This is a genomic window from Dechloromonas sp. A34 (genome assembly GCF_026261605.1).
GTDB lineage: Bacteria > Pseudomonadota > Gammaproteobacteria > Burkholderiales > Rhodocyclaceae > Azonexus.
In genome coordinates, this window is sequence record NZ_CP102486.1 from 2888265 (window position 1) to 2905622 (window position 17358).

Genomic DNA, 17358 nt, shown 5'->3' on the forward strand with positions numbered 1-17358 from the left:
GAAACGTAATGTCTATTCAATGGTATCCCGGCCACATGACCTCGGCCCGCAAGAAGGCCGCGGAAACGCTGGCCATGGCCGATGTCGTGGTCGAGGTGCTCGACGCCCGCCTGCCGCAGGCGAGCAGCAACCCGATGATTCACGAGCTGCGCACCTTTCGCCAGCGCCCCTGCCTGAAATTGCTGAACAAGGCCGACATGGCCGATCCGGCGGTGACCAAGCTGTGGCTGGAATATTTCGAGCAGCAGCCGGGCGTCAAGGCGGTGGCGATTTCCTGCAAGAAGGCCAGCGACGTGGCGCGTATTCCCGGCTTGGCGCAGAAGCTGGCGCCGCATCGCTGCGATGCCGTCAAACCGCTGCGCCTGATGATCATGGGCATCCCCAACGTCGGCAAATCGACGCTGATGAATGCGCTGGTCAAGAAGAAGGTCGCCGCCGTCGGCGACCAGCCGGCGGTGACCAAGAGCCAGCAGCGCATCGACATCAGTTCGCGGCTGACCATCTACGACACGCCGGGCATGCTCTGGCCGAAGATCGATCATCCGATCGACGGCCTGATGCTGGCCGCCAGCCATGCGGTCGGCGTCAATGCCTATATCGATGAGGAAGTCGCGACCTTCCTCGCCAGCTTCCTGCTCGAAGCCTATCCGGCCATGCTCACGGCCCGCTACGGCTTTGCCACGGCAGGCCTGGACGGTGTGGCCGTGATCGAAGCCGTCGCCAAGAAGCGGGGCTGTCTGCTCAAAGGGCGAGGCGGCGAGTTCGATCTGGAAAAAGCCGCGGCCATTCTGCTCACCGATTACCGGACCGGCGCCATCGGCCGGATCAGCCTCGAAACGCCGGCCCTGCGCGAAGCCAGAGCCCGGCAACCGGCCCAGAAATCACCGCTCGACACCCCGGAAGGCGAGTGACCGGATCCAGCATTCTGGTCTGCCTGATCGCTCGCTAGGCTTGGTGGGATCGTGGCGACCGCCTCCGGTCGTTGCTGTGTGCTCCGGCCAGCCCTTGCTTGTTTTTGGTCGAGCCGGCTAGCTAGCGGACGATTGCCGAAATGATGTCGATGTCGCGTTCGGCTGGCTTGCTGGCGTTGCGGCTGGCTCGGTCGCCGACATTGCCTTTGCTGGCGCTCTTGGTCCGTGCGCCTGCTGCCGGCTTTGCATTTGCCTGAGTCTTCTTCGCTTTCGTTTCCTTGACGACTTGGCGATTCGTCGCTTGGCTGCCTTCTCCAGCCGCCGGCTGACGGCTGGCCGGTTTATCAAGTTCGCGCTGTATGGCCTGGAAAACGTTCGTCCCGGCCTCCCGATCCGTCGCGCCATCGCCTTGAGGACTAGCGGCGGCAAGGATTAACGCCGCCCCCTCGGTCGGCTTGTCAGGTGCGGGCAGCGCGGCTTGTTGCTGGGCGCCAGCGGGCACCAGGTCGGTGCTGGCAGCGCGAGCTTGCTCGACCACTGGAATCGTCCGCAACTCTTCGCCGGAGGTGTTCATTCCCGACTGGAGGCTGACGACCATCCAGGCCGCCCCGGCCAGAAATGGCAGAAGGGCCAACATCCAGAATAGCTTGCTGTTTTTCCCTGACGACGGGGTGTCACGAAACCTGGAGTTTTTCGGGTCGAGATCACTCAGGATGCTCATCGGTTTGCTTTTGTCGGGTTCCAAGCGGGGCTCCGTTGGTCGGCTGGTTGAATGCAAATGGAATCAATGCATCATTGTAATATGAAAAATGGAAGTTACAGAATGCATCCATTTGTATTAAACTGTAACGCCAATGGCATGTTGTAAATCTGCCAGCATGCCCGTTAGGCGGGCCAATCGGAATTACTGGTAAAGGTATTGGCTTGATCCAATTTGCCGTTTTGGCATATTTTCTGCTGGTCGCGATCGCCGTTGTAATGGTTGTTTTTCCGGACTATCGGATGCGCATCATGGCGACCTTATGGCTTGCCGTGAGCAACGCCTGTATGCCGGTATTCAGATTCAGCCAGCGCATTTCCGGCAATTTTTCGACCATTCTTCTGGCATCAAAATGCCGATTTTTCGGTATCGGAAAATTCGTTGCGACCAATCCGGGCTTGAGTGCTGCCGCCTTGATGGTGATCCTGGCTCCGTCGTTGATCGTTGTCGTCATGGGCGGGGCGACGGTGTTCGATTTTGCCGACGACGGTGCGCTTCCCGACCGCCAGATCGTCCGCTTGCTGGAGGGGGAGCAACTGGCGCCGCCGCCGGCGCTGCCGCCCGAGGTATTCACCACGCGCGAGGTGGAAATGGTGCGGCCCGACATTGCCCATGCCAGCCGCAACTGGAAGCAGCTGGACCAGGAATTCACGCAGCGCCTGCTGATTGTCTTCAAGCTGATGAAGGAGCGCCATGGCTACGAAATGGTGCTGATCGAAGGTTATCGCAGCCCGGAGCGTCAGGCGCAACTCCAGGCGCAAGGAAGTCACGTGACGCAGGTCGGGGCCAACATGAGTTATCACCAACACGGCCTGGCGGCCGATTCGGCTTTTTACCGGGACGGCAAGGTCGTCATTTCCGAACGCGATCCCTGGGTAATGCGGGGCTACGAACTCTATGGGCAAATTGCCGAGCAACTCGGGCTGACCTGGGGCGGGGGCTGGAAAATGCAGGACTACGGGCACGTCGAACTGAGGCGCAAGGGTGTTCTTGGGCACCCGGCCCGATAGACCGGAATTATCTGAACAATTGGAGTAAAGATGAGCAGACCTTTCATTCTTCTGGGTGACAAAACCGATCATGGCGGCGTCGTCATAACGGCTTCCGAAACCAGCGATTGCGACGGCAAGGGGATCGCCCGTATCGGGGATCAGGTGACCTGTCCGCAGAAGGGGCACGGCAGCGTGACGACCATCGTGACCGGCGATCCGACGGCGACCATCGACGGCAGATCGGCGGCTCGCCACGGCGACAAGACGGCCTGCGGGGCAACCCTGATCGCCAGCCAGTCGCTGACCACCGACTGACCCAGAGCAGCTCAATATCCATGTGGCCGACAGTATTCAAGGTGCTTGGCGGGAGTCTGCTGACTTTGGCCATTGTCTGGGGCCTTGTCCTCGCCTGGTGGCAGTCGAACGACTATGAGCCGAGCACGATCGATCTGGTCCTTTACCTGGGAGCCATTCCACTGGCCGTGATTGGCGGCTACTGGCTGTTACGCGGCTTCATCGAGCATCTGAAGGCGCCACCGCCAGTCGCCAAGCCAAATGTCCAGAGCGCGGTCGATGACGATCCGCTGTCCGGTACGCGAGCCCGAACAGCAGCTGCCGAGCGCTGTTTTTCATTGTGTCTGATCGACTCCTGGCTCAACGTGCCGGCCGGCGCATCGGCGGACGATGTTCTCGCCGCCCTGGAGGCTGGCAAGTCTCCTGAGCCCAGTGCGCAGCTGACCGACGCAGCTGGCTTTCCGGTCTTTGTCGCCGAGGTCAAGGAGATCGACGTGGACGGCATGGCGGAGCGCTTGCTTGGCGAGGCCCGGCCGATCCGCCAGTTTTCCGATCAACCTGACATGGTCAGGGCCTTGGCTCTGCTCGATGATGTTCTGGAGAAGGCCCACGGGCAGGTCAACTCGCTTCTTGAGCAGTGCCCCGACAAACTCGGTTTGCAAATGCTCTGTCTGGTTCCGGCCGACTGGAACCCTGCTCATTTTCCGGCGATGCGTATCTGGTTGGGCAATTACTGGCCCGAGTTCGATACGGCACGCCTGGAAATCACGCTGCTGCCGGCGGTCAGCGAAGTCGATGCGATGCGGCAGGTTGACGAGACCATCCTCCGTGCCAATCGCGAACCGTCCGCGAATGAGTTGTTCCTGATCGTCGGCGCTGCCTCCGCGGTCAATGAGCGAACGGTGGAAAACTGGGCAGCCAGCCAGCGTTTGTTCACCGCCAAGCATCAGCACGGCCGAATTCCCGGCGAAGGGGCGGTCGCCTTGCTCCTCGCCAGTCCGGCGCTGGTTCAAGGTCTTGATCTTGCGGAAGCGACGGTGATCAGCCGGGTCAGCCACGGCCAGCGCGACAAGCGCGTGGACGCGGGCGGCCGGATCGGCGGTCGCTTGATCGAGCAGCTGATCGAAGGTTTGCTCGACGTGACTGCCCTCGACAGCACAAAAATCAAGGCCGCCATTTCCGATGCCGACCATCGTTCCGGCCAGATTACCGAAATGCTGGAGGGCCTCGGACAGGTCTTCGAACATCTTGATCCCATCAAGGATTGCCTGGCGATCGGGCGTGTCAACGGCTCACTGGTGCCCATCGGCAGCCTGATTGCCTTGGCCTGCGCCCGCGCCAGGGTATTGGCCGACGACGCGCCGATCCTCTGCCTGAGCAACCAGCACGACATCGACCGGGCTGTGCTTCTGGCCATGCCTTTTGTCGCCCAAGCTCCCATTGAACCCAGCACCACTTGATCAAAGCCCACCTCCGATGTCCCGACTCCGTTCATTACTGACCGACTCCCGTTTTCTCTCCGTTATTGGCATCCTGGCCATCACGGCGTTCTTCTTCCTCGGCGCCAAGACGCTGAAGGTGGCGATGCTCTGGGCTGCGCTGGCCAGTGCGCTGATCCTCACCGTCTGGGCCGCCGTCTGGCTGATTCGTCGGCATCGCGCCCGGAAAGCCGGCGAAGCGATCGGCTCGATGCTCGAACAGCAAGGCGATGCGGCTCAGAAGCGCGCCGGAGCGGCAGCCGGGGCGGAGATCGAAACCCTGAAGCAGCGCATGCAGGAGGCCGTCAAGACAATCAAGACCTCCAAGCTTGGCCAGATGTCCGGATCCGAAGCGCTGTACGAACTACCGTGGTACATCACCATCGGCAATCCGGCCGCCGGGAAAAGCACCGCCATCGTCAACTCCGGCCTGAAATTCCCGTACGACGACGGTGGCAATGCCATCATCAAGGGCATCGGCGGCACCCGGAACTGCGACTGGTTCTTTACCACCGAGGGCATTCTGCTTGATACGGCAGGGCGCTATTCGGTGCATGAGGAGGATCGGGAGGAGTGGCTGGGTTTTCTCGGCCTGCTGAAAAAACATCGGCCACGGGCGCCGATCAACGGGATTCTGGTGACGGTCAGCATCGGCGAATTGATGGGCAACTCGCCGGCGTTCGCCATCAACCTCGCCAAGAGCCTGCGTCAGCGGGTGCAGGAACTGACTGAAAAACTCGAAGTGTTCGCTCCGGTCTATGTGTTGTTTACCAAGGTCGACCTGATTCCGGGCTTCCATGATTTCTTCCTCGATCTCGACTGGAACGAGCGGGACCGCGTCTGGGGCGCGACGATTCCCTACGACCAGGCCAGCGGCAATGAGCTGATTTCACTGTTCGATCGCCATTTCGACGAACTCTATGAGGGGCTGCGCGCCATGAGCGTGGCCCAGCTGTCGCGGGTCCAGGGAGACAACACGCCGCCCGGCCTGCTTACCTTCCCGTCCGAGTTCGTCGCCATCAAGCCCGCCCTGCAAGCCTTCATCGCAACGCTGTTCGAGGACAACCCTTTCCAGTTCAAGCCGGTATTCCGCGGCTTCTACATTACTTCGGCAATCCAGAGTGCCGACATCAAGCCGATCTCCAGCGACCGTGTGTTGCGGAAATTTTCGCTGAGCGGAGGTGGTGGCGCCCAGGTTCGTACTGCCCTCAATCACGGTTATTTTCTCAAGGAGCTTTTCTCGAAGGTGGTCTTCCCGGATCGCAATCTGGTCCGGCAGCACACCACCCGTGCAAAAACCAGGGTGCGCCAGTTCGCCGTGCTCGGTGCCCTGTGTTTTCTCGGGCTGGCGCTTGGTGGCTGGAGCTGGTCTTATCTCAACAATCGCAGCCTGCTGGATAACGTCGAGCAGGATATCGCCAAGGCGGTCCGCGTCCAGGAAGGGCGGATCGACCTCCAGTCTCGGCTGGAGGCGCTGGATATCATCCAGGATCGCCTGACCCAGCTCGAACGCTTTAATGAGGACCACCCAATTTCGATCGGCCTCGGCCTGTACCAGGGCGGGTTGATGGCCGACAAGCTGCGCAGCGAATACTTCACCGGCGTCAGCAACCTGATGCTGGCCCCGGTAAAGGAAAATCTCGAAGCCTTCCTGAACGAGGTCAATGCCCACGGCGATCGCCTCAAGCCCCAGGCGGCGGAAGCAAATGCCACGGCATCGGGCAAGCCTGCCGCCCCAAGACCCTACAAGGATGCCACGCCATCCGATGTCGAAGACGGCTACAACGCGCTGAAGACCTATCTGATGCTGTCGAGCCACGAGCACCTCGATGTCGGCCATCTCTCCGACCAGATGACGCGATTCTGGCGGGGCTGGCTGGAGGCCAACCGGGGGACGATGAGTCGCGAGCAGATGATTCGTTCCGCTGGACGCATTCTGTCCTTCCATTTGGAGCAGGCGAACCATCCGGATTGGCCGGTGATCGGCAACAACCTGGCGCTGGTCGACGAAGTGCGCGACAAGCTGCGCCATGTCGTGCGCGGCATGCCGGCTGCCGAGCGCGTCTATGCCGAGATCAAGGCCCGGGCTTCGACGCGCTTTGCACCGCTCACGGTCGCCAGCATCGTCGGCCCCGACAATGCGGCTCTGATGGCCGGCAGCCATGTGGTTTCCGGGACCTTCACCGTCGAAGCCTGGCGGGACTATGTCCAGGCCGCGATCAAGGATGCGGCGACCAGCGAGCAGAAGAATGCGGACTGGGTCCTGCAGACCTCGACCAAGGACGACCTGACGCTGGAGGGCAGCCCCGAGCAGATCCAGAAATCGCTGATCGCCATGTACAAGAAGGATTACGCGGAAGAATGGAAGCGCTTCGTACTGGGCATCAGCGTCGCCTCCTTCGAAACCTTCCCGGAGGCTGTGGCCGCGATGAACCGTCTGGGCGATGCGCCGACCTCACCGGTTGGCACGCTGATCAAGGTGATTTTCGATCAGACCGCCTGGGACAATCCGGAGATGGCTAATCTTGGCCTGCAACGAGCCCAGAAGGGCTTCATCGAATGGTTCAAGCGCTCGGTGCTCCAGATGTCGCCGAGCCGGGTTCAGGTCGATGTCAATGTTGCGGCCAAGAATGCGGAAGTGCCGATGGGGCCGATCGGCAAGGAGTTTTCCGGGTTCGGCCGCCTGGTGATGCCGCGCGACAAGGGCGACCCGGTGGTGGATACCTATCTCAAGCAATTGTCCAAGATCCGCACCCGTCTGAATCAGCTGAAAAACCAGGGCGATCCCGGCCCGGGGACGCTCAAGCTGATGCGTGAAACCATCGACGGCGGCACTTCCGAGCTGGCCGAGACGTTGCGCTTCGTCGACGAACAGATGCTGACCGGGATGCCGGACAACCAGCGCGCCGTCCTCCGCCCGCTGCTTTTGCGTCCCTTGCTCCAGTCCTACGCCGCCATCATCAAGCCGGCTTCGGAAGACTTGAACAAGACCTGGGAGGCCCAGGTCTACGAACCCTTCAACCGCAAGCTGGCGGTCAAGTATCCGTTCTCGCCGAAGTCGAACATCGAAGCCTCGCCGGCCGAGATCGCCCAGGTCTTCGGACCGGAGGGGGCGATCGCCAAATACGTCGAAACGGCCATGGGTTCGCTGGTCGTACGTCGTGGCAACACGGTGACGCCGCGCACCTGGGGCGATCTTGGCCTGACGCTGCAGACCGAGTTCATGCAGGACTTTGCGCGCTGGGTATCGCCGCTGGAAGGTGGCGCCGCCGCCGATGCCGGTGCTGGCGGCGCCGGGGCAGGGCAGGCGCAGACGGTCTTCATGCTGCGGCCGCAACCGTCGCCGGGGACGACCGGCTATGTCATCGAGATCGATGGGCAGAAGCTGAGCTACCGGAACGGGGCGGCGCAATGGGCCAATTTTGTCTGGCCCAACGCTTCCGGTGCGCCGGGCGCACGGGTCACCGCTACGACCTTCGAAGGCAAGATTGTCGAAATCATCAATATTCCCGGGCGTTTTGGTCTGGAAAAAATGATCAATTCGGCCAAGCGGACGCGGCAGCCTGACGGCACCTTCCGGCTCACCTGGTTGAATGAAGGCGTCGAGATCGGGGTCGATCTTCGTCTGCTCAGCAGCGCACAGGCCCAAGCCACCAACCAGAGCGAAGAGGGTAATGGCGGACGTGGACTGGGCGGACTCATTCTGCCGCGCAGCATCGTGCTGGCGGGGACGGCACCGCCCACGCCGGCTCCCGTCGAGGCAGAGCCGCCGGCGGCGCCGCAAAAGCTGGCCCGAGGTGAACAATGAGCGCGCTGAACGCCTCACCGGCGACATGTTTCGGCAAGATCCCGTCGCGCGGCGACTTCGTCAAGGGGGCAGGCCAGCATCAGCTGATCAGCGTCCTCGACCGCTGGGTCTCGCTCGCCATGGAGCGGCTCTCCGAAGATCCGCGCTGGAAGATCGCCTATGACGGAGCTTGTGCGGTCGATTTTGCCTTCCTTGGCGCGCGCAGTCGCCTGGCGGTCGTCGGCCACTTGCGGCCGAGCACCGATTCCTCCGGTCGTCGCTTTCCCTTTATCGCTGCGGCGACCGTCGAGCGCGAAGATTCGCTGATGTTTCGCTGTGCCCCGGTTGGCCTCAACCATTCCTTTGGCACCTTGGCGAGAATTTCGGAAACCGGGGTCAACGGTGCCGACGCCGCGCAGTTGCTGGCGGAACTCGACTCCGTCAATTGCGCCAGCGACTTCGATACGGCGATCCAGGCGGATCCCCTGGGTAATTTTGTCCGCCGTACCACGCTCGACTCGCTGGCCGCCATGCTCGGTTCGTCCGGTACGGATCGGGTACGGCGGATAATTCTGGCCATCGGCTTGCTGATGCGGCCGGTGCTCGGCCAGGGTTCGGTTGCCATCGACAAGGATATCGTCCTGCCGCTGCCGAGCGAAGAACGCCACCGCAATCTGGTCGCCGGTCTCTGGCTCTATCTCGTCTCGGCATTCCTGCGCAAGACGACAGTCGAATTGCAGGTCATTGTCGAACGGCGCACTGCGCATCCGCATCTGGTTCTCGGGTTCAACGGCAGTTCGCCGATCACGTTGCTGACTGCGCTTTCTCCGGAAACCACCGCCGACAAGATCATCTCGCTGGTCGACCCGGAGTGGATCGACGAGCAGCCGGACATGACCGGCGATTACGGTGTAGCCAAGCTTTCGGCCTATCTCGACCAGCCGGCGATCACCCTGGAACTCGCCATCAATACCTTCCGGGAAGTCTTCCTAGGGGAATGAGCATGAAAACACGAATCATCGCTGCGGCATTGGGTTGCCTGTTTACTTCGACCATCCTTGCCCAGACGGGTTCAGTCAGGCCAGCCTCGCCGGGCGAGGAGCCCGCCAAGGTGGTCGCCTCCGGCACGCTTCCCGACGAGGCCTCGCGCGCCGCCATTCTCGGCAAATTACGCGATCTGTATGGCGCTGCCAACGTCGTCGATCGCATCGAGGTCGGCGGCGTCGTCCCGCCGCCGAACTGGACCGAACACATGGGCAAGTTGCTGAACGCCAACCTGAAAGAAGTCCATAAGGGGCAAATGCAGGTCAACGGAACGCAGGTCGCGATCAAGGGCAATGTCGCCAACGAAGTGCTGCGCCAGCAAGTGGTCAGCGACATGGCCACCGCGCTCAACCCGACCTATACGGTCGACAACGGCCTCGTGGTTGTCGCGGCAGCGGCGCAGAATGTGCTGGACAAGACCCTGTCCAATCGCGTCGTCGAGTTCGAAAGCGGTTCGGCCACGCTGACCCTGACCGGGCGCGCCATCCTCGATGAAATGGCAACCGCCATCAAAAAGATCGGCACGCCGTCGGTTCAGGTCATCGGCCATACCGATAGTGTTGGCAACCGACTGGGTAATATCGGCCTGAGCCTGGCCCGTGCCAATACGGTGCGCACCTACCTGATCGACAAGGGGATTCCGGCCGAGTCCCTGAGCGCCGTCGGTTCCGGTCCCGATCATCCGGTCACCACGAACGAGACGACCGAGGGCAGGGCCAAGAACCGGCGAATCGAATTCCGGCTGGCCGGCTAGGCGAAACAGATGGCGGCCGGCGGCGGCCGAGGGCAAACCGCCGGCAGTCCTGGCGGATTAGCTCCCGCCGCCGCCCTGGATCATGGCTTCGACACCGAGCAGTTCTTCCATTCGGGCCAGGGCCGAATCATCCTTGACGACCGTGCGCAGCCACTCGTGCAGCGACATCGATCCCCATCTCGCCGCCTTGTCGGCCAGATAGGCCACCGGGCTGTGCGGCTCGGTCCGCCGGAAAAAGGCGGCAATTTCCTGCAATTGGCGAATCGCCTGTTCGCGCGAGGCGACCGGTCCCGAGCTTTCCGGCAAAACGATCGACGGTTCTCGGCGCCCTCCCGACTCGGTAATGCCTGCGTTTGCCGGCGGATTGGCCGCACCTACTTCCGGCTGCTGATCACCCGCCTGACGCCGAAAGAAACGGAAGACATCGTCCAGCGTATCGAGTGCCGGCCCAAAGGCCGGGGCATCGCTGCCCATTCGCGGATCAAGCACTGCTTGCAGGGCCTTGATGGCCTCCTTCAGGCGCTCGGCATCCCGCATGCCGGCGATGAAGTGCGGGGCCGGCGTATCCTTCAGTGCCGCCTCGAAGGCATCCAGGGCAACCGGGGCCGAGCGTGCCAGTTCTTCAGCGAGGCCCGGATTACGTTCGATATTCTTCGCCGTCGCCCGCGCCGACTCCTGATCGATCGACGAGAACGTCCCCTTGGGCGACAGCGTCAGCGGGGTCTCGCGGACCAGTCGTGAGGTTTGATTGACCAGCCAATCGAGGACGCCTATTCGCTGTTCCAGTTCGCCGTCCTCGAGGCGCGGATGAATGTCGTCCCAGAAGTTCTCGCACAGGCGGGCGAGCAGGGCGTAACCATCGGCCAGACCGGCCAGGCCACCGAGCTTGCCCTTGGCTTCGGTCAGCCAGGCGGCGACGCGCAAATCCTTGGCGCGCTTGGCGAGAACGCTCTCGCAAACACGGACCACCTTATCCCAGTCGGCCTCCTTGACCTCGGTCACCCATTCGCCTTGTGCCAACGAGGGGTCATCGAAGCGCCGCGCTAGCTGTATTTCGTCGAACTCGGCGGAAAAAATCAGATCTTCACCGCAGGGACCCGAAGCGGATTCCAGCGGCCGAATCAGATGCTCAAAATCCATCATCAGGCCTTTGTCGAAATGAAGAGTCATGCAGAGGTTGTGGGCCTGGTTGGCGTCGGATTCGACGCGGGCCCCCGATATGATGCCATCGTCAAGTAAAAAAATCCGCCGAGTAATGAAATTTAGATATTCTGGCGGGCCTCAAGGCTGCCGTGCCGTGGGCGTTTTTCCTGCGCTTCGTTGGGGTTAAAAAAGAAAAAATAGGCAATTTCCCGGATGGCTTTTTTGACCCTCGGGCGTTATAAACCAAGTTGGCCGCAAGCTCCCTGAAGATGACACCCGTGACAACCCATTCCCCTACGATCGAGGCAACCCTGGATGCCGTTGCCGAACACCTGCGCCGGGCGCGCAGCGCCTTGTTTATCACCGGCGCCGGCATTTCGGCCGATTCGGGTTTGCCGACTTACCGAGGGGTAGGCGGCTTGTATGACAGCGAGGCGACCGATGACGGGCTGCGCATCGAGGAAGCCCTTTCCGGCGAGGTCTTCGCCGTTCGCCCCGACATCACCTGGAAATACCTGATCCAGATCGAGGAAAACTGTCGCGGCGCCAAACCGAATGCAGCGCATCGGGCGATTGCCTGTCTCGACCGCCATCTCGACCGGGTCATGGTCTTTACCCAGAATGTCGATGGCTTGCATCGCCTGGCCGGCAGCCGGGAAATCATCGAAATCCATGGCAATCTGCAGACCCTGCAGTGCACGTCCTGTCCGCATCAAGAGACGGCACCGGATTTTGGCGGCCGTGAAGTGCCACCGCGCTGCCCCATCTGTGACGCCGTCCTGCGCCCGAAGGTCGTCCTTTTTGGCGAGATGTTACCCGCCGACAAGTTGGACCGATTCATCGAGGCCTTGCAGGAAGGCTTCGACATGGTCTTCAGCATCGGGACCTCCAGTGTCTTCCCCTATATCACGCAGCCGGTCGTTTTCGCTGCGGGCAGCGGCATTCCCACGGTCGAAATCAACCCGTCCCGAACCCAGCTCAGCGACGTGGTCGATTACTACCTGCCTCTCGGGGCAGCGGTTGCGATGACGGCCATTCTCGAGCGGGCCGGGATCGACTTCGAGCAGCCCTGGACGCCTGCTCAGCTGCCGAATCAACGCCCGAAATAATTACCCGAAAAGAATTTGGTGCGGTGCACCAAAAAGTGGTTGACATCGATTCTCTGGTGGCTAAAATGGAGTCATGTTGCAGTGCAGCAAAATGCGGCCTGCGAAGATTACCCAACCCCAGGAGAAAACCATCATGTCGATCAAACCCGAAGATTTTGCCAAGTCCGGTGCTAACTTTGCGCTGTTCTTTGCCAACGCCACCTTTGACGGTATCGAGCGTCTGGCTCTGTTGAACCTGGCCGCTGCCCGTTCCGTGTTCGAAGTTTCGCTGTCCAACGTGACCACGCTGCTCGGTGCCAAGGATGTCCAATCCTTCGTCAATCTGCAGAAGACCCTGTCGGCCCCGTCTATCGAGAAAGGCCTTGAGTACTCGCGTAACGTGATCTCCATCGCTGCCGAAACCAAGGACAAGATCGCCAAGGAAGTCGAAGTTCAGGTTGCCGACACCAACGCCAAGGTTTCCGGCATGGTCGAGAAGGCTCTGGCTTCCGCTCCGGCTGGTTCCGAAGTCGCCGTTGCTGCCGTCAAGACCGCAATCAAGACCGCCAATGAAGCCTACGAAGGCCTGAACAAGGCTGCCAAGCAGGCTGCCGAAGTCGCCGAAGCCAGCGTTGCTGCCGCCACCCAGGCTACCCTGAAGGCTGCCAACGTGGCTGCCCCGAAGGCTGCTAAGAAGGCTGCCTGATTCTTTCGCTTTCTTGCAAAAAAGCCGAGGCTGAATGCCTCGGCTTTTTTTATTTGTATGACCCGGTTTGTTTGGTGAGTGCCGGGTTAAGCCTTTTGACGGTAACGTGCAATGCCCAAACCTGCCATGGACATCCCGAGCAGAACGAGCGACCCAGGCTCCGGCACATTTTGAGTACCGGTTTCAAAGGTTGCCGAGATATAGGGGGCGCTTGAATTCAGGTTCTGATCGACCCATGAAAACGTCACGAAATCGGACCCGAAATTCATTGATACGCCAGCCAGGGTGGTCGCAAAAGAAACTCCGGTGATACCTCCCAGGTCCAGGCTGCTCAGCTTCAGTTCGATCAGCTCGCCGCCGCAGGACATTCCGCAAAAATTGTTCAAGGACTGAATGGTGAACGTGAAATCACCGAAGTTGACTTGCTGATTGCCGAAAATGGCACCTTCTGGGCCGTTGCCGACAATGGAGCTAAAACCGGCTCCATAGCTGATTCCAGAATGCAGCAAATCAGTGTTTACTGTGTCGCCGATCAAGCCGGCGTTGGCAGCGCCAGAGATGCCGATCGACAGTAGAAGCGCCAATAGAGACTTTTTCATTTTTTTCCCCCTGAGATAAAACTATTGATTGTGCCAATGATAAGCAATACGTATGCCATTTCGTTTTGCACAGAGCGTGTTGTTTGTTGTTTTTAAAATTTATATATATATCAATATATTGCGTTGCGATTTTGTTGGCTTTGATGTTTTTTTGTCTTATAAACCCAAAAAACTGCAACGGCTCAGGGTAATAGTGTAAAAAAAACCGACACCTACCATTATTCGCCGACCCATTAAAGAGTGACAAATTTGGTGGGTGTGAGGAATTTGGCTACGTCAAACGAGCTGGCGCAAGCTAGTTACGGCTCGGTGCGTTGCTGCTTGGCCATACTGGTGCCAAGACTCGCCGCCCTCTCGGGAGGCGGTTTCCGAAAGGGCAGGTTTCGAGGAGTCGCTTTACTTTCGGCTCGCCCTGACCAGCTTGCCTTTGCCGCCCCGGTTGCCGCGGCAGATATCGAGGCGCTCCCCCTTGAGCTTGCCGGCGACTCCGTCGATGACGGGCAGGATGTCTTCCAGCGCCGTTTTGCCGGGATCGGCATCGATCAGCTTCAGGCCGCGGCCCTTGGGCAGCAGGCGGATTTCCTCGACGCTGAAGACCAGCGCCCGGCCATCCTTGGTGATGCAGGCAATTTCGCCTTCCGGCGCCGGTGCGAAAACGACCGGCAGTTCGTCGTCGGGCAGCGTCATGAAGGCCTTGCCGGCCTTGCCGCGCGACAGGAAGTCGCTGCCCTGGCAGCGGAAACCGTAGCCGCCGCTGGCCGCAACCAGATAGCGGGCGTCGTTCTTGATCGCCATGGCGAGACAGGGTTTGCCGCCGTCCTGGAAGTCGGCCAGCGACGTGGCCGGGATGCCGTCGCCCTTGCCGCCGGGAATGTCGGAGGCCGGAATCGAATAGGCGCGACCCTTGGTGTCGAGCAGGATCAGGTTGTCCACGGTCCGGCAGGGCAGGCAGGCGAGCAGGCTGTCGCCGGAACGGAAAGTCAGTTGTGTGGGGTCGATGTTGTGGCCCTGACGCGAACGCAGCCAGCCGTGTTTGGAGACGATCAGCGTCGTCGGTTCATCGACGATGGACACCGTCTTGGCGTCCGACATCGTGACCTTGGCATCGGTCTCGATCAGCGTCCGGCGGTCGTCACCGTATTTCTTGGCATCAGCCTCGATTTCGCTGGCGACGCAGGCGCGCAGGGCTTCTTCGGAACTAAGCAGCTTGTTCAGGCCGGCCGCTTCCTCGCGCAGCTTGGCCAGTTCGTCGCCGATCTTGATGCCTTCCAACCGCGCCAGCTGGCGCAGGCGGATTTCGAGGATATCTTCGGCCTGGATTTCCGACAGCTTGAAATGCGCCATCAGGTCGGCCTTGGGGTCGTCCGATTCGCGGATGACCTTGATCACCTTGTCGATGTCGAGCAGCACGGCCAGCCGGCCTTCGAGAATGTGGATACGCTTCTCGGCGGCGGTCAGGCGGTGGCGGGTGCGGCGTTCGACAGTGGCCAGGCGGAAGCGGCACCATTCGGCGATCATGCTGTAGAGCGAGGCCTGGCGTGGCGTGCCGGTGACGCCGAGCACCGTCAGGTTGATCGGCGCATTGGTTTCCAGGCTGGTGTGGGCGAGCAGCATGCGCACCAGATCGTCCTGGCCCTGGCGCGACGAAGCCGGTTCGATGACCAGGCGGATCGCATGCTCCTTGCCCGACTCGTCGCGCACGCCGCTTTCCGAAATGGCGGAGAGGAAGGCTGCCTTGAGGTTCAGTTGCTCCGGCGTAAAGACCTTCTTGCCGGCCTTTTCCTTGGCCACCGGGTTGGAGCAGGCTTCGATCTCCGACATCACGGTGGCGGTCGATACGCCCGGCGGCAGTTCGGTGATCACCAGCCGCCACTGGCCGCGGGCCAGGTTCTCGATCTTCCACTTGGCACGGACGCGCAGGCTGCCGCGGCCGCCGCGGTAGATGGCGGCGATTTCCTCGGGCGACGAGATGATCTGCGCTCCGCCCGGGTAGTCCGGGCCGGGAATCAGCGCCAGCACCTCGTCTTCGCTGAAATCCGGGTTGCGGATCAGGCTGACGGCGGCGTTCGCCACTTCACGCAGGTTGTGGGCCGGGATTTCGGTGGCCATGCCGACCGCGATGCCGGAGGCGCCGTTCAACAGCGCAAAAGGCAGGCGGGCCGGGAGCAGGGCCGGTTCGTCGTTGGCCCCGTCGTAGTTCGGTTTCCAGTCGACTGTGCCTTCGTCGAGTTCGGCGAGCAGTAGCTCGGCGATCGGCGTCAGCCGGGTTTCCGTGTAGCGCATGGCGGCGGCGTTGTCGCCATCGCGCGAGCCGAAATTGCCCTGGCCATCGACGATCGGGTAACGCAGACTCCAGTCCTGGGCCATGCGAACCATCGCGTCGTACACCGAGGAGTCGCCGTGCGGGTGGTATTTGCCGATGACATCGCCGACGACGCGCGCCGACTTTACATGGCGCGGGCTCTTGTACAGGCCCATCCGGTGCATGGCGTAGAGAATCCGGCGCTGCACCGGCTTCTGGCCGTCGGCGGCCGAGGGCAGGGCGCGGCCGGTGACGACGCTCATCGCGTATTCGAGGTAGCGGCGTGCGGCGTAGTCGGCCGGCGAGGGAATGTCGCTGGCCGGTGCGCCGGCGGCGGGTGGCAAGTCAGGCGGCAAGCCGTCTGACAGTTCCGGCGCCAGGGCGGGGGCATAGCCGCCGGCTCGGATTCGGTGGTTTCCAGTTTGGCGTTCGGGTCGAAGAGATTCAATTGGTCGGTCATGGTGTCCTGCAAATCCGATAAGGGCTCATCGGCGCGCGCGGGGGGTTAAATTTTGAGGCCGAATTGTTACGCGCTTTGCCTCTCGCCACAACACGCGTTTGATCATCCCGGCAAATATTCCCGCAGACGCAAAGTCTGGCGAGGCTTAGTCGGCGCAGCGCACCTTTTCGGCAAAAAAGGTGCAATTGAAATATTGCCGCTCGGGCTCCAGATTCATCAGGCGCCCATTGGTCAGTTGCTCGTAACGCTCGACCATCTCGCCACCTTCGCTACCGGCCGCCAGCGCCGAGAACAACAAGTTGATAACTTCGGCCTCCTTGGCGGTGATCTCGGCTTCCGAAACCTTGCCCTGGACAAAGATGAGCCAGATCTTCTGCAGTTCGCCGAACACCTTCTTGAAGTAGGGGCGGCCGCAGGTTCCCCATTCCTGCAGCGCAATGGCGCGATAGTAGAAGACCCGGGACACCTCGCCGGAGATGGTTCGGGCGTTGTACTTACGGTTCCATTCGACCAGATTTTCCGAGCACTGACCGCTGCCTTCAATGTAGGTGTTCAGCACCTGCAGCGGCGCCGTCGGCAGCGCCCTGGCGGGTGTGGCCAGGCCCCAGAGCCAGATCGCCAGCAGACAGATTGAAATCGGGTGCATGTTCAAGATCGTACAGAAAGTAGCGGAGCATTGTCCGCAAACTGCGGTCCCCGGGCCTGGCGGCGGACAACGACTGCCGCGCGTCGTCGGCAAATCTATCACGGTGGCGGCACTTTCGTTCGCTTACGTGGGCAATCCGCTAGACGGCGCGCCCGGCGCTTGATATTACTGTCATATCGTGCCCCAGGAGTCAGGCAAGGCCATGGAACATACCGGCATGCAGATCGCCCGATTGCAGCCTGCCGCGGCGCTGGCCGCGCTGGACAGCGGCCGCGACGGGCTGTCCGGGAAGGAGGCGGCGCGGCGTCTGGGCGAATTCGGCTCCAACCGGGTCGAAGCCGTGGCGCGAAAGTCACCATGGCTCAGCCTGCTCGGCGAATTCATCCATTTTTTC

14 protein-coding genes and 1 pseudogene are annotated in these 17358 nt (G+C 61.2%); 10 read left to right on the forward strand and 5 right to left on the reverse strand.

What is annotated here, in order from left to right:
- Positions 1-8: 8 nt before the first annotated feature.
- Positions 9-911 carry a ribosome biogenesis GTPase YlqF gene (gene ylqF, locus NQE15_RS14470; protein ID WP_265942381.1) on the forward strand — a complete coding sequence of 301 codons (903 nt, stop codon included), beginning with the start codon at positions 9-11 and terminating at the stop codon, positions 909-911.
- Positions 912-1032: 121 nt separating this feature from the next.
- Here ylqF and NQE15_RS14475 read toward each other — a convergent pair whose 3' ends face one another.
- Entirely contained in the window at positions 1033-1656 is a 624-nt protein-coding gene (locus NQE15_RS14475) for a hypothetical protein (RefSeq protein WP_265942382.1), read from the reverse strand.
- A 266-nt stretch (positions 1657-1922) separates the two neighbouring features.
- On the opposite strand from NQE15_RS14475, the gene NQE15_RS14480 reads away from it, so the two are divergent.
- From NQE15_RS14480 to NQE15_RS14505, 6 genes are read left to right on the forward strand one after another with little or no spacing between them, the layout of a single operon-like run.
- Positions 1923-2681 carry a M15 family metallopeptidase gene (locus NQE15_RS14480; protein ID WP_265942383.1) on the forward strand — a complete coding sequence of 253 codons (759 nt, stop codon included), beginning with the start codon at positions 1923-1925 and terminating at the stop codon, positions 2679-2681.
- Between the two features lie 30 nt (positions 2682-2711).
- Positions 2712-2978: a PAAR domain-containing protein gene (locus tag NQE15_RS14485; RefSeq protein ID WP_265942384.1), complete on the forward strand. Its 267-nt coding sequence runs from the start codon at positions 2712-2714 to the stop codon at positions 2976-2978.
- A 20-nt stretch (positions 2979-2998) separates the two neighbouring features.
- Complete coding sequence (locus tag NQE15_RS14490) at positions 2999-4417, forward strand: hypothetical protein (RefSeq protein WP_265942385.1); 1419 nt, start codon at positions 2999-3001, stop codon at positions 4415-4417.
- Positions 4418-4433: 16 nt separating this feature from the next.
- Positions 4434-8243, forward strand: coding sequence for a type VI secretion system membrane subunit TssM (gene tssM, locus NQE15_RS14495; RefSeq protein ID WP_265942386.1), 3810 nt, complete (start codon positions 4434-4436; stop codon positions 8241-8243).
- A complete protein-coding gene (gene tagF / locus NQE15_RS14500) occupies positions 8240-9223 on the forward strand; it encodes a type VI secretion system-associated protein TagF (RefSeq protein ID WP_265942387.1) in 984 nt (327 codons plus the stop codon). The genes tssM and tagF overlap by 4 nt, the downstream gene beginning before the upstream one ends.
- 2 nt (positions 9224-9225) lie before the next feature.
- Positions 9226-10020 carry an OmpA family protein gene (locus tag NQE15_RS14505; RefSeq protein ID WP_265942388.1) on the forward strand — a complete coding sequence of 265 codons (795 nt, stop codon included), beginning with the start codon at positions 9226-9228 and terminating at the stop codon, positions 10018-10020.
- A 57-nt stretch (positions 10021-10077) separates the two neighbouring features.
- Here the strand turns inward: NQE15_RS14505 and tssA are convergent, their stop codons facing one another.
- Positions 10078-11190 carry a type VI secretion system protein TssA gene (gene tssA, locus NQE15_RS14510; RefSeq protein ID WP_265942389.1) on the reverse strand — a complete coding sequence of 371 codons (1113 nt, stop codon included), beginning with the start codon at positions 11188-11190 and terminating at the stop codon, positions 10078-10080.
- Between the two features lie 251 nt (positions 11191-11441).
- On the opposite strand from tssA, the gene NQE15_RS14515 reads away from it, so the two are divergent.
- Both NQE15_RS14515 and NQE15_RS14520 read left to right on the forward strand, forming a co-directional pair.
- Complete coding sequence (locus NQE15_RS14515; RefSeq protein ID WP_416336467.1) at positions 11442-12272, forward strand: NAD-dependent deacylase; 831 nt, start codon at positions 11442-11444, stop codon at positions 12270-12272.
- A 133-nt stretch (positions 12273-12405) separates the two neighbouring features.
- A complete protein-coding gene (locus tag NQE15_RS14520) occupies positions 12406-12957 on the forward strand; it encodes a phasin family protein (RefSeq protein WP_265942391.1) in 552 nt (183 codons plus the stop codon).
- A gap of 86 nt (positions 12958-13043) precedes the next feature.
- Here the strand turns inward: NQE15_RS14520 and NQE15_RS14525 are convergent, their stop codons facing one another.
- From NQE15_RS14525 to NQE15_RS14535, 3 genes are all read right to left on the reverse strand, one after another.
- Positions 13044-13556 (reverse strand): PEP-CTERM sorting domain-containing protein, encoded by a 513-nt coding sequence (locus tag NQE15_RS14525; protein ID WP_265942392.1) that lies wholly within the window; start codon positions 13554-13556, stop codon positions 13044-13046.
- A 396-nt stretch (positions 13557-13952) separates the two neighbouring features.
- Positions 13953-16202 (reverse strand): DNA topoisomerase IV subunit A, encoded by a 2250-nt coding sequence (gene parC, locus NQE15_RS14530; protein WP_265942393.1) that lies wholly within the window; start codon positions 16200-16202, stop codon positions 13953-13955.
- Positions 16203-16463: 261 nt separating this feature from the next.
- A complete protein-coding gene (locus NQE15_RS14535; RefSeq protein WP_265942394.1) occupies positions 16464-16964 on the reverse strand; it encodes a hypothetical protein in 501 nt (166 codons plus the stop codon).
- Positions 16965-17181: 217 nt separating this feature from the next.
- Between NQE15_RS14535 and NQE15_RS14540 the strand changes: the two are divergent.
- Positions 17182-17313 (forward strand): annotated as a pseudogene (locus NQE15_RS14540) (cation-transporting P-type ATPase); the annotation flags it as partial.
- Between the last annotated feature and the right edge of the window lie 45 nt (positions 17314-17358).

Excerpts from the sequence above, each read along its gene's own strand:
- ylqF (WP_265942381.1), top strand. The coding sequence starts at position 9 with ATGTCTATTCAATGGTATCCCGGCCACATGACCTCGGCCCGCAAGAAG.
- NQE15_RS14480 (WP_265942383.1), top strand. The coding sequence starts at position 1,923 with ATGGCGACCTTATGGCTTGCCGTGAGCAACGCCTGTATGCCGGTATTC.
- NQE15_RS14485 (WP_265942384.1), top strand. The coding sequence starts at position 2,712 with ATGAGCAGACCTTTCATTCTTCTGGGTGACAAAACCGATCATGGCGGC.
- NQE15_RS14490 (WP_265942385.1), top strand. The coding sequence starts at position 2,999 with ATGTGGCCGACAGTATTCAAGGTGCTTGGCGGGAGTCTGCTGACTTTG.
- tssM (WP_265942386.1), top strand. The coding sequence starts at position 4,434 with ATGTCCCGACTCCGTTCATTACTGACCGACTCCCGTTTTCTCTCCGTT.
- tagF (WP_265942387.1), top strand. The coding sequence starts at position 8,240 with ATGAGCGCGCTGAACGCCTCACCGGCGACATGTTTCGGCAAGATCCCG.
- NQE15_RS14505 (WP_265942388.1), top strand. The coding sequence starts at position 9,226 with ATGAAAACACGAATCATCGCTGCGGCATTGGGTTGCCTGTTTACTTCG.
- tssA (WP_265942389.1), bottom strand. The coding sequence starts at position 11,190 with ATGACTCTTCATTTCGACAAAGGCCTGATGATGGATTTTGAGCATCTG.
- NQE15_RS14520 (WP_265942391.1), top strand. The coding sequence starts at position 12,406 with ATGTCGATCAAACCCGAAGATTTTGCCAAGTCCGGTGCTAACTTTGCG.
- NQE15_RS14525 (WP_265942392.1), bottom strand. The coding sequence starts at position 13,556 with ATGAAAAAGTCTCTATTGGCGCTTCTACTGTCGATCGGCATCTCTGGC.
- NQE15_RS14535 (WP_265942394.1), bottom strand. The coding sequence starts at position 16,964 with ATGCACCCGATTTCAATCTGTCTGCTGGCGATCTGGCTCTGGGGCCTG.